This window comes from Rothia sp. (in: high G+C Gram-positive bacteria) (genome assembly GCF_015265375.1).
Lineage (GTDB): Bacteria > Actinomycetota > Actinomycetes > Actinomycetales > Micrococcaceae > Rothia.
In genome coordinates this window covers 58,624-70,212 of the sequence record NZ_JABZXW010000004.1, presented here as the reverse complement: position 1 = coordinate 70,212, position 11,589 = coordinate 58,624, and the positions used below count along the sequence as shown (strand labels likewise).

Genomic DNA, 11,589 nt, shown 5'->3' with positions numbered 1-11,589 from the left:
TCCCCGACTGGGACCCCAACACCCCTCCCGCCGGTCTGAGCGAACCCGGCCACGGTGAAGTTTTCGGCATCGTCTACATCCCCAAGTTCGGATCCGACTACCAGCGCCCCGCCACCCAGGGAACCAGCTCCGACGTTCTCGACTCTCTCGGACTCGGCCACTACGAAGGAAGCGCCATGCCCGGTCAGGTCGGCAACTTCTCCCTCGCAGGCCACCGCCAAACCCGCGGAAAAGTCCTCAACGACATCGACCTGCTCACCGAAGGCGACCACATCTACGTGCGCACCAAAGACGGCTACTACACCTACACCGTCTACAGCCACGAAATCGTGCAGCCCGACCAGGTAGAAGTCATCGAACCCGTCCCCGGACAGCCCGGCGTAGCACCCACCGAGCGCCTCCTGACGCTCACCACCTGCCACCCGCGCTACGGCGACACCGAACGATACATTGTCCACGCCCGCCTCGAATCCTGGCGGCCCGCCGCAGCCGGAGCGCCCGCAGAAATTGCCGCCTCCGTCGCAAAATCCTAAATCTGAGAGGAAAAGCAGATGTACGCATGGATTTTCCGCCACCTCCCCGGCCCCCTGTGGGTTCGCATCATCATCGCCATCGTGCTGATACTCGCCGTAGTCTACCTGCTCATGGAATTCGTCTTCCCCCACTTCGCAGAGTACGGCCCCTTCAACCTGAACGTCACCATCAACCATTAGCGCTAAGGACGTGCCATGACCCGCATCCTTGTTATCGACAACTACGACAGCTTCGTCTTCACCCTCGTCGGCTACATCCAGCAGCTCGGCGCTGAAACCACCGTCATCCGTAACGACGAATACGAACTCGACGAAGTCATCAAGCTCGCCGAAGAACACGACGGCGTGCTCGTCTCTCCCGGCCCCGGTGCCCCCGCAGAGGCAGGCGTCATCATCGACACCATCCGCTGGGCCGCGGAAGCGAAGAAGCCGCTGCTGGGCGTCTGCCTGGGCCACCAGGCCATTGCTGAGGCATTCGGCGGCACCGTCACCCACGCCCCCGAGCTGATGCACGGCAAGACCTCGCAGCTGGTGCACGATAACGTGTCCGTCTTCAAGGACGTGCCCTGCCCCTTCACCGCAACCCGCTACCACTCCCTGGCGGTTGTACCCGAAACCATGCCCGAGGTCCTGGAAACCACCTCCACGACCGACAACGGCATCATCATGGGCCTGCGCCACCGTGAAGCCCCCATGCACGGCGTGCAGTTCCACCCCGAATCGGTCCTGACCGAAAGCGGATACCTCATGCTCGGCAACTGGCTCGAAGAAACCGGCCTGCAGGGCGCCGCAGAACGCTCTAAGAGCCTCTCACCCCTAATGGCCTAGCCCTTCTAGCCTTTAGAGCCCTCAGTGGCTTATATCGCCTCCAGAAGCCCCGTAGCAGGCATGCTACAGGGAAGCTGGAGGCGATAGCTATATCTGGGCCCGTAACCGCGAGCAAGCCCCGGTACACGAACAAAGCACACAGACAGACACACGGGCAGATACACGAAAGGGGCGGCGCCCCACACCCAACGGTGTGGAGCGCCGCCCCTTTATCGTAGCTAGCCGCTAGAACCCCTTAGCGGGCATTCGCGTTAGCGTTTGCGTTGTTCGCATTGGCATTGGTATTCGCGTTATTACCCTGAATCGTACGGGTACCCGCAGTAGCGGACGCAGCCGGTGCCGGAGTAGCCGTAGCGGTAGAACGCTGCTGGTTCTGGTTGCCAGTGGTAGCGTTCTGGTTACCGGTCGATGCAGCCGGCTGAGTAGCCTGCTGGGTAGCCTGACGCTGCTGGTTCTGGTTGCCAGTAGTAGCGTTCTGGTTACCGGTCGACGCAGCCGGCTGAGTAGCCTGCTGAGTCGGTGCAGTCGTCTGAGTCGGAGTAGCCGCCACACGAATCGTCACGGTGCTGTTCTGAGCCACCAGAGTACCCGCCGCAGAGCTCTGCGAAAGCACGGTACCAGCAGGACGCTCATTGGTCTGAACGGTCTCAATGTTGGTGTTCAGCAGAACATCCTGAGCAGTCAGAGCAGCAATAGCCTGATCCTTGGTCAGACCCACCAGCGAGGGGACCTTCACCTTACCGGAGGACAGGACGATGTTCACGGTGCTACCAGCCTCAACGGTCTGAGCACCCTTATCATCGGTCGAGCCCTTCTCCGGGGAAAGCTCCACAACCATACCGGCAGGAACGGAAGCGCTCTCCACAGTGGAGACGCGGCCATCCACCAGACCCAGATCCTTCAGAGCGTTACGGACGTACGCCTCGCTCTGACCCTGCAGGTTATCCGGCAGCTTGACCTTCTCCGGACCGCTCGAAACGGTCACAGTCACGGTCGAACCCTTGTTGACCTTCGCGCCAACGCCCGGCTCGACGCTAATCACGTCGCCCTTCTTGATGTTGTCAGAGTAAGCCGTACGGTAATCCAGCACGAAGCCCAAGTTACGCAGCTGGTTATCGGCATCATCGCGGGAAACATTCACCACAGCCGGCACCTGAACCTGCGGAACCTCGTTCAGCTTGTTCTGGTAGTACAGCACCGAGCCGACACTGAAGACCAGCAGAGCCGCAATCAGAGTACCCACGAGGAAACGAACCCACGCACGCTTACGCGGCGAAGACTCATCGTACTCCGCATACTCCTCATCGTCGTACAGCTCCTCATCGTCTTCATACTCGAAGAAGCCGTTAAGACCGCCGTCCTCCACCGAAGCCTCAGTAATCGAGGTGGTGTACGGGGCGTAGTCATCACCCAGGGAGGCGGTAGTTGCCGAAGGAACGAAAGCAGTAGTCATCGCTGCATCCTGAACCACGGTCTCTTCACCCGGGCGAACAACCGACACCAGAGCCTGAGCGAACTCAGCTGCGCTCTGATAACGCTCATCCGGGTTCTTCGCCAGACCCTTCAGAATCACAGCATCCAGACCCGCCGGAACCTCAAGCGGGGTGAACTTGCTCGGAGGCTCAGGGGTGTCAGAGAGGTGCTTAGCCGCCAGGTCAACATTCGACTCAGCATCGAACGGAGAACGACCAGCAATCATCTCGTAAATCACGCACGCAGCAGAGTACAGGTCGCTACGGGCGTCAACATCCTTGCCGCTCACCTGCTCAGGGGACATGTAGCGTGCGCTACCCATCACCACGTTAGCTTTGGTCAGCGCCTCGCCAGCTTCCTCGATGGCACGGGAAATACCGAAATCCATGACCTTAATCTGGCCCGGCTGACCCTTAGCGATATCCTCGCTGGTACGCTCCAGCACCATAATATTCGCCGGCTTAATGTCGCGGTGAATAATGCCCATCGAGTGGCTGTACTGCAAAGCACCCAGCAGCTGCTCGGAATAACCCAAAGCATCACGGACCGGCAGGTGGCCGCCACGGGACAGGATGGAACGCAGAGTATGACCCTCCACGTACTCCATCACGATATAAGGAATAGCGGTGCCCTCTTCCGAAGAGTCAGACTCCTTGCCATCCTGCGAGGGGTTATACGAACCGGTGTCATAGACAGCAACAATCGCAGGATTGTTCAGAGACGCCACAGCCTCCGCCTCACGCTTAAAGCGTGCGCGGAACGTATCGTCCTGGGCCTGCTCCGGGCGCAGAATCTTAAGCGCAACCTTGCGGCCGAGGCGAGTATCCTCAGCAGCATAAACGGTTGCCATCGCACCGGTACCGATTACCTCGAGTACCTTGTAACGGTTATCAACCGTGTCGGGAACCGACAGGTCCATAAGTTCTCCTGGATCACTAAGACTAAAACTAAATCAAAACGTAGGGGCTAACGCGCCGACGCAGAAGCGGAAGCAGAAGCCGACGCAGACGGTGCAGCAGAAGCGCTCGCACTCGAACCCCTACCCGAACTGGAAGAGGCCACATACATGTCTACATTACTACCAACCGTGACCTTGGTGCCAGATGAGGGGGTAGTACGAAGCACCGTACCGGGGGCCGCAGTGTCCGAATTCTCATAATGCAGAGAAACGTTCACACCCAGAGCGGCAACAGCCTTCGATGCCTCGTCAACGTTCTTACCCTCAAGGTTCGACGGCAAAGTCACCGACTTCGGACCGGTCGAATAGCGAACAGTCACGCTATTACCCTGCTCCAAAGTACCCGTCGGAGAAACCGAAATCACCGTGTTCTCCGGCTGAGTCGACTCAACACCCTCAGTCTTGGGGGACAGGCCAAGGTTCTTCAGCTCGTTCACCGCATCCTGCAGCTCGCGACCCTCATAGTTAATCGCGTTGACGGTCACCTTCTGCTTAGCGGCACGGGCAGAAGCAGACTCAGTCGGCTCCACCGTAGAAACGGTACCCGTGTTCGTCGGAACAACAGACGAAGAAGCGCTCGGAACCGGATCAGCCGAACCGCCACCATTATTAGAAGAAAGGACCGTCCAAATACCGCCAGCGATCAGCACGATTGCCAGAAGCAGAGCAACCCACATCCACACGTTCGGGCCACGCTTTGCCGCAGGAGCAGGAGTAGACTTCACACGACCAGACATGGGGCGCATCGTCTGCTCACTCGTTCGAGGAATAGGCGCCGTCGTCGGCTCCGGCGAGAAACGACCACCAGAACCAAAACGCGGAGCAGCAGAAGCACTAATCGGCTCAGCCGCAACATCCATCGCGGTCATCGCAACCGTCGCGTCGTCAGCGTTCTCCTCAGCCAAGAACTGAGCCAGAGAGGGGACAGCCTTCACCGCAGCCTTCAGGTCGCGGCGACGAATCGCATCCACCGCAGAAGCCAGAGCGGTCGCATCCTTAGGACGCTGAGCCGGGTCCTTCGCCAGCAGGCACATAATCAGCGCACGAGCCGGAGCCGGAATGGTCTCCGGAAGCGGCGGCGGCGGATCATTCACCTGAGCCAGTGCAATCGCAATCTGCGACTCACCCGTAAACGGACGACGACCCACCAGGCACTCATAACCAATAATGCCCAACGAGTACATATCCGACGAGGCGGTAGCCGCCTGACCGGTCGCCTGCTCCGGCGCCAGATACTGGGCAGTACCCATCACCTGACCGGTAGCCGTCAACGGCACCTGGTTCGCCAGACGAGCAATACCGAAGTCAGTCACCTTCACACGGTCATCCGGAGTGATGATGAGGTTACCCGGCTTCACGTCACGATGCACCAGACCCTGCGAATGAGCCGCAGCCAACGCACGAGCCGTCTGAGCAATGAAGTTCAGAATACGGTCGGGCGGCAGGGTAGTCTCATGCTCAATGATGCTCGAAAGCGGGTTACCCGGCACCAGCTCCATGACCAGGTACGCCGAGTTATCCTCCTCGCCGTAGTCGAAAACATTCGCCACGCCGGGGTGGTTCAACAGCGCCGTATTACGGGCCTCGGCGCGGAAACGCTCCAAGAAGCCCGGGTCACCGGTGTACTCCTCCTTGAGGATCTTGACCGCAACGATGCGCCCAAGCACCTTGTCGCGAGCTTTCCACACCTCGCCCATACCGCCAATCGCGATACGTTCGGTCAGGGTGTAGCGCCCGCCCAAAGTGATATCAGCCGCAGGCCTCACTTGTTCAACACCGCCTCAAAGAGTTGCTTACTAGTACTAGTTGCCAACTGGGCACCGGTCGCCACGTCAATATCCTCATAGACCACAGCAATCGCAATCTGAGGATCATCAGCCGGAGCAAAACCGGTAAACCAAGAATTATTCAAACCTGCCGTCGTCTCCGCGGTACCGGTCTTACCCGCCACCTTCACACCGGAGACACCAGCATTACGTGCAATACCATTATCAACCGCATTCACCATCCACTGCTTCACCTGGTTAGCAATTTCAGGGCTAGTGGACGTGCGCAGCTTCTCAGGAGAGAACTCCTGCAAAGTGCTCAGGTTGCTGGTCTTCACCGAACGAATCAGGTTCGGCTTCATCTGCACGCCGCCATTTGCAATTGCCGCAGAAGTCATCGCCACCTGCAGCGGAGTGGTCTTCACGTCGTACTGACCAATCGCCGACTGGGCCAGCTGGCTCTGCGTCAGATTCGACGGGAAAGACGACTTAGAAACCGTCAAAGGAATCTTCAAATCCTGGCCGTAACCAAAATTCTCAGCAGTCTTCGCGATACGCTCCTGACCCAAATCCATCGCAATCTGCGCAAACGGCGTATTACAGGACTGAGCCAAAGCCCACTCAATCGTCGCCTGAGTACGGGTCGAACACTGACCGCCCGTATAGTTCGGCAGGCTAATGTTCGTGCCCGGCAAGGGCAACTGTGCGGGGTTCGCAATGACCGAAGACGCGTTGTACTTGCCGGACTCCAGCGCCGCCACCGCATCAATAATCTTGAAGGTCGAACCCGGCGAATAAGTATTACCGGCAATCGCACGGTTAAACAGGGGGCTGTCCTCGTCAGAAGTCAGCGCCTGGTAATTCGCCAAAACCGAAGAGCTCGTATGAGCCGACAGAAGATTCGGATCATAGGACGGCGAAGAAGCCATCGCCAGAATCTCACCGGTCTTCGGGTTCAACGCCACCACAGCGCCCTTACGGCCCTGTAGCGCGTTGTAGGCAATATCCTGAAGCTTCGAATTGATTGTCAGCTCCACGCTAGCGCCCTGCGCGGAAGAACCACTGAACAGCTGCGCCACACGGTCGTAGAACTGGCTATCGCTCGTGCCCGCAAGCTCCTTATCCATAGCAGCTTCCAAACCGGTCGCGCCATAAATCGTGGAGAAGTAACCCGTCAGAGCCGCATACTTGAGCGGGTGGTTATACACACGCTGGTAGTTGTACTCATCATCGGACTTCACCGACGAAGCGATCTCCGTACCGTCAACTACAATCGAACCACGTGCCGAACCGTAATTGTCGTAGAGCGCTCGAGAATTCCACTGATTATTCATCAGCGTCTTCGAATCGAAGAACTGAATATAGCTGAGGGTACCCATCAGCAGGACAAACACGCACGCGGCAGACATCCACATGCGGCGAATAGCCCTATCCATTCTTCTCACCTCCAGAATCCTTAGCCGTAATACGCGCCAGAACGCTAGTAGCACCCTCCGGCTCGTAGCTAGTGTCCGCATGGTCAATACCCTGCGGAGCATCATAACCAGCCACCAGGTGAGGTGCGCGGGCACTATGAGAAATAGACAACCACAGCGCCACAATAATCCAGTTAGCCACCAACGAGGAGCCACCGGCAGACATGAAAGGAGTCGTCAGACCAGTCAGCGGAATCAAACGAGTCACGCCGCCAATCACCACGAACAGCTGCAGAACCATGACCGTAGACAGACCGGCAGCCAACAGCTTGCCGAAACCATCACGAGTACCCAACGCTGCACGGTAACCGCGCGAAACCAGAAGCATGAACATCATCAGGATGGCACCCAGACCAACCAGGCCCAGCTCCTCACCCAACGAGGAAATAATCATGTCCGAATTAGCGTACGGGACAAGGTTTGCGCGGCCCTGACCCCAACCGCGGCCAAAAAGACCGCCGTAAGCCAGACCGAAAACGCCCTGCAGAATCTGACCCGAACCACCAGGAGACGCCTGGTAAATCTCCGGATCAAAAGCATGCACCCACGCATAAATACGGGCGTGCACGTGCGAGACATAGTGGTACGCGAAATAGCCACCCACAGCCATACCGATACCCGCAACCACCAGCCACGAAATACGACCGGTCGACAGGTACAGCATCGCCATGAACAGGCCAAAGAACATAATTGCCGAACCAAGGTCCTTCTGGAACACCAGAACACCCAGGCTCACAATCCACGCCAAGAACACCGGCGCCAAATCACGCAGACGCGGCAGATTGATAGGGCCGATGCGGCGGCCAGCCACCAGAATCAGGTCACGGTGCGTCGCCAAATAGCCGGCGAAGAAAATCGCCAAAGTAATCTTCGCGACCTCACCCGGCTGGAACGTACGGTTACCGATATGAATCCAAATACGAGCACCATTGAGCTCCATACCCAGACCCGGAACCAGCGGCATGATAAGCAGGATCATCGACAGCACCAGGGAGGTGTACGTGACCTTACGCAGCAGACGGTAATCCCTGAGCACAAACACGATAATCGCGCACAGCACCATAGACACGCCAGTCCACATCAGCTGACCATCACCCACCGGAGCCGCAATCTGCGGATCCAGACGATAAATCATGGTCAAACCAATACCGTTCAGAGCCACCACCAGCGGCAGAATAAACGGATCAGCATAACGGGCGCGGAACTGCATGACTAGGTGAATCAGAAGAGCACCAGCACCCAGCACCACCGTGCACGGCAACCACTGGCTCTTCGACGTATCAAAAGCATGCTCCGGATCAATCAAGTACATGCCGAACGAGCTGATACCCACCGCCAAAACCAGCAGGAAAAGCTCCGTGAAACGGCGTGCACGAGGCGCGTCCGACTCACGACGGAACGAGAACTTAGCCATTGTTCTCACCGCCCTCTGCCGCAGGCGCGGAGGAAACCGTAGCCAGCTCAGGAGCCGGGGATGCCGAATCAGAGCCCGGTGCTTCAGAGCTAGGAGCCTCGCTAGGCGCCTGAGAGCTCGGGGAAGCAGAAGCCGAGGCGGAAGCAGAAGCGGAAGCAGCGGCCTGCTCCGCCTTCTCACGAGACTGATCTGCCTGAGTCTTCAAACGAGACACAATCTGGTGCGCATCATCCAGGTCCTTCGCCGTAATCGCATTACGCAACAAAGAACGAGTATGATCGCTCAGCTCACTCGTAGGAATATCGGTATTCTCCACCACGTGAGAAAGGCGAATCGGACCCACCGCATGCGGAATACCGTTGTACACCGCAACCGTGCCGTCACTCTCACCCACATAGTAGCTACGCTCCACATAGCGCAGACCGGTCCACGCAGCCAGCGTCAAAATAGCCGCAACCAGCAGAGTAATGAACAGACGAATCGACCACGACCGCGGGCGCGAACGCTCAACAGTATCCTCAGCGATCAGCTCCTCCAGCTCAGCCGGCAGGGTCGCCTCATCAGACTCAACCTTCAACGGCACACGCTGAGCCACCGTCGCACGATGCTCCAGGGTACGAGAAGTAACCGCCGGAATCATGCCGGTCTCAGTAGCCACCGAAGCGGCACCAACCAGCTGATGCGGGCGGGAACCCAATTCGCTACGCAAAATCGCAGCATTCGTAAGAGCCGCATCCACGGCGTTATCGTACGTACCGATATGGTGACGCACCGCCCCAGAACCACTGTGCAACAGGGTTCCAGAGAAGTCACGAGCACGACGGAAACGGCGCAGCGACCGACGATAATGCTCCTCAGGATCCTCATCATGGTGCGCACCCAAAATAGCCTCAGCAGCCTCAGCCGTGGCAGCAACCTCGGGAAGCTTCTGAGTGTTCGTGCTGACCTCCTGCTCCGCCACAATCGAATCAGGCAGAGCAGACTCAGGCAGACTCGAAGGGCCCACCGGCTCATCCACCGGCAGAACCTCACGGTCAATCACTTGCAGAGACACAACCGTCACGTTATCCGGAGCGCCACGCTCCAAAGTCATCGCAATCAGAGTGTCAGCAATCTCAGACAGGTCATCGGTAGAACGCATCACCTGCTCAATCTCCGGCAGGGATACCACAGCATCCAAACCATCCGAAGAGAGCACCCAGCGCTCGCCGGGAACAGCGTCCAGAGTCTTCAACTCCAGCTCGGGGGACGCGTCAACGTCACCCAGAACGCGCATAATCACGTTCTTATGCGGGTGGTTCTCCGCCTCCTGCGGGGTAATACGACCCTCATTGAGTAGGCGCTGCACAAACGTATGGTCAGTAGAAATCTGCTCAAACTCGCCATCAGCACCCGGGCGCAGACGATACGCACGCGAGTCACCAATATGAGCCAGCTCAATGCAGTCACCGTCAATCAGCAGGGCAGTACAGGTCGTACCCATACCCGCCAGCTGCGGATCATTCGCCGCCAGCTCATTAATAATCAGGTTCGCGCTCTGAATCTCATCAGCCAGGTAAATGCTACCGGTACCGTCCTCAAAATCAGGATGGTCAAGCGGAGTCAGATTCAGAACCGTCGTAGCCGACGCGACATCGCCGCCCACGTGACCGCCCATGCCGTCAGCAACGACCGCAAGGAAACGACCACCGTAGCCGGAGTCATCATTCTTCGAGCGTTTCAGACCCGTATCAGAGCGGGCCTCAAAACGAAAAGCAATCTTCATACACTAGCCCCTCAACTGCATGGTGGTACCGCCAACGCGGAAATCATCACCGGGCTCAATCGGGGTCGCACGAGTCAGACGCTCGCCATTGACGAACGTACCATTAGTAGAATTCAAATCCTCAAGGAACCAACGGGAACCCTGAGGGAACAGGCGCGCATGGCGACCCGAGGCGTAATCATCCTGCAGGGACACCTCAATGTCATTAGCGCGGCCAATAGTAATCGGGTGGTCCCCCAGCTGCATCATCGCGCCAGCCTGCGCACCGGCAGTAATCACAAGCTGCGAAGGGCGAGTCGGCGGAGGTGCAATATGGGTAGCCTCCGGAACCGCATCAACCGGTGCCGCACGATAGTTCTTACCCAAACCAAGGTCACGGCGAGCCGCCGAAACCACCAGGAAAACAAAGAACCAAATCAGAGCCAGAAAAGCGTAACGAAGGATAGTAACGGTCAATTCAGACGCCATTAACGGACACCTCCGGTCGAACTATGGAAGATGATGCGGGTATTACCCATGCGAAGCAGCGAACCGTTCGCCAGCACCACCGGCGCACGCAGAGGCGCACCATTAATCAACGTGCCGTTGGTAGAACCCATATCGGAGGCGACCACCGCACCACCCTGCATCGAAAGCTGCAGGTGACGGCGAGAAACACCCTTATCGTCCAGACGAAAATCAGCATCAGAACCGCGGCCCAGCACAAACGGCAGGTGGTTCACCGGGTGCATGCGACCCTCAATCTCCAAGAAGAAACGGGGAGCCGCCGCAGGGGGCGCTACAGGCATGTTCAGGCGAGGCGCAGGAGCCTGCTGAGGCGCAGGGCTGGGTGCAGGCTGAGCCGGCTGAGCAGCCGGCTTCGTAATGCGGGTCGGCAAAGAAGACTCACGCGGCGGACGCACCGGCGCGTAGTTAGTGGCGCCGCGCAGAGACGGGGACGCCGGAGCCTCCGGCACAGAGAACGGCTCGAAAGTCGCAACAACCTCAAACTCGCCCTCAGAGAGAGAATCAAGAACGTTGAACGTCACGCGAACCGCACCAATGAGGGTGTAACCCTGCGCGCGGGCGTGCGAAATCGCCAAATCGCACAGCTCAACAGCGAACGGGTTACCCCACTCGCGCACGCGCGGGAAATCGACCGGCGCAAAACGGAGAGTATAGACATTAGGAGCCATGGTGCGACCACTGCCGTCCACGTAGGACTCGTCATCCATCATGATGCGGACGCGGTTAGCGACATCCGCCTTCGCAAAGGTGCCGAAGCCCTTGGAAAGGCCGACAGTGCGACCGATGCCTTGCTCCAGCTTGCCCAGCTTGTCGAAAAACTTCATGCCGCCTCCTTCTCAACGACCATTCCGAGCAACAGACCGCGCAAAC

General features: G+C 58.2%; 10 protein-coding genes. 3 read left to right on the top strand and 7 right to left on the bottom strand.

What is annotated here, in order from left to right:
* The 3 genes from HXO69_RS01460 to HXO69_RS01450 all read left to right on the top strand — a co-directional run.
* Positions 1-533: class E sortase (locus HXO69_RS01460; RefSeq protein WP_296544887.1), on the top strand; the 533-nt coding region annotated here is incomplete at its 5' end.
* Between the two features lie 18 nt (positions 534-551).
* Positions 552-713 carry a hypothetical protein gene (locus HXO69_RS01455; protein ID WP_005507386.1) on the top strand — a complete coding sequence of 54 codons (162 nt, stop codon included), beginning with the start codon at positions 552-554 and terminating at the stop codon, positions 711-713.
* A gap of 15 nt (positions 714-728) precedes the next feature.
* Positions 729-1,361, top strand: a complete 633-nt coding sequence (locus HXO69_RS01450) for an aminodeoxychorismate/anthranilate synthase component II (protein ID WP_296544884.1) — start codon at positions 729-731, stop codon at positions 1,359-1,361.
* 235 nt (positions 1,362-1,596) lie between these two features.
* Here the strand turns inward: HXO69_RS01450 and pknB are convergent, their stop codons facing one another.
* From pknB to HXO69_RS01415, 7 genes are read right to left on the bottom strand one after another with little or no spacing between them, the layout of a single operon-like run.
* On the bottom strand, positions 1,597-3,753 hold the full coding sequence (gene pknB / locus HXO69_RS01445) for a Stk1 family PASTA domain-containing Ser/Thr kinase (RefSeq protein WP_296544883.1): 2,157 nt from the start codon (positions 3,751-3,753) through the stop codon (positions 1,597-1,599).
* Positions 3,754-3,800: 47 nt separating this feature from the next.
* A complete protein-coding gene (locus HXO69_RS01440) occupies positions 3,801-5,558 on the bottom strand; it encodes a protein kinase domain-containing protein (RefSeq protein WP_296544881.1) in 1,758 nt (585 codons plus the stop codon).
* The gene (locus HXO69_RS01435) at positions 5,555-6,994 is read right to left on the bottom strand and encodes a penicillin-binding protein 2 (protein WP_296544879.1); all 1,440 of its coding nucleotides are present in this window, start codon (positions 6,992-6,994) and stop codon (positions 5,555-5,557) included. Before HXO69_RS01435 ends, HXO69_RS01440 begins: the two co-directional genes overlap by 4 nt.
* Positions 6,987-8,447: an FtsW/RodA/SpoVE family cell cycle protein gene (locus HXO69_RS01430; RefSeq protein ID WP_005507381.1), complete on the bottom strand. Its 1,461-nt coding sequence runs from the start codon at positions 8,445-8,447 to the stop codon at positions 6,987-6,989. Before HXO69_RS01430 ends, HXO69_RS01435 begins: the two co-directional genes overlap by 8 nt.
* Positions 8,440-10,212, bottom strand: a complete 1,773-nt coding sequence (locus tag HXO69_RS01425; RefSeq protein WP_296544876.1) for a PP2C family serine/threonine-protein phosphatase — start codon at positions 10,210-10,212, stop codon at positions 8,440-8,442. The genes HXO69_RS01430 and HXO69_RS01425 overlap by 8 nt, the downstream gene beginning before the upstream one ends.
* A gap of 3 nt (positions 10,213-10,215) precedes the next feature.
* The gene (locus tag HXO69_RS01420) at positions 10,216-10,680 is read right to left on the bottom strand and encodes an FHA domain-containing protein (RefSeq protein ID WP_005507379.1); all 465 of its coding nucleotides are present in this window, start codon (positions 10,678-10,680) and stop codon (positions 10,216-10,218) included.
* Positions 10,680-11,543, bottom strand: coding sequence for a DUF3662 and FHA domain-containing protein (locus HXO69_RS01415; protein WP_049338188.1), 864 nt, complete (start codon positions 11,541-11,543; stop codon positions 10,680-10,682). The genes HXO69_RS01420 and HXO69_RS01415 overlap by 1 nt, the downstream gene beginning before the upstream one ends.
* Positions 11,544-11,589: the final 46 nt, after the last annotated feature.

Bases quoted from the DNA above. Each gene is read 5' to 3' on its own strand.
- HXO69_RS01450 (WP_296544884.1), top strand. From the start codon at position 729: ATGACCCGCATCCTTGTTATCGACAACTACGACAGCTTCGTCTTCACC.
- HXO69_RS01420 (WP_005507379.1), bottom strand. From the start codon at position 10,680: ATGGCGTCTGAATTGACCGTTACTATCCTTCGTTACGCTTTTCTGGCT.
- pknB (WP_296544883.1), bottom strand. From the start codon at position 3,753: ATGGACCTGTCGGTTCCCGACACGGTTGATAACCGTTACAAGGTACTC.
- HXO69_RS01435 (WP_296544879.1), bottom strand. From the start codon at position 6,994: ATGGATAGGGCTATTCGCCGCATGTGGATGTCTGCCGCGTGCGTGTTT.
- HXO69_RS01430 (WP_005507381.1), bottom strand. From the start codon at position 8,447: ATGGCTAAGTTCTCGTTCCGTCGTGAGTCGGACGCGCCTCGTGCACGC.
- HXO69_RS01455 (WP_005507386.1), top strand. From the start codon at position 552: ATGTACGCATGGATTTTCCGCCACCTCCCCGGCCCCCTGTGGGTTCGC.
- HXO69_RS01415 (WP_049338188.1), bottom strand. From the start codon at position 11,543: ATGAAGTTTTTCGACAAGCTGGGCAAGCTGGAGCAAGGCATCGGTCGC.
- HXO69_RS01425 (WP_296544876.1), bottom strand. From the start codon at position 10,212: ATGAAGATTGCTTTTCGTTTTGAGGCCCGCTCTGATACGGGTCTGAAA.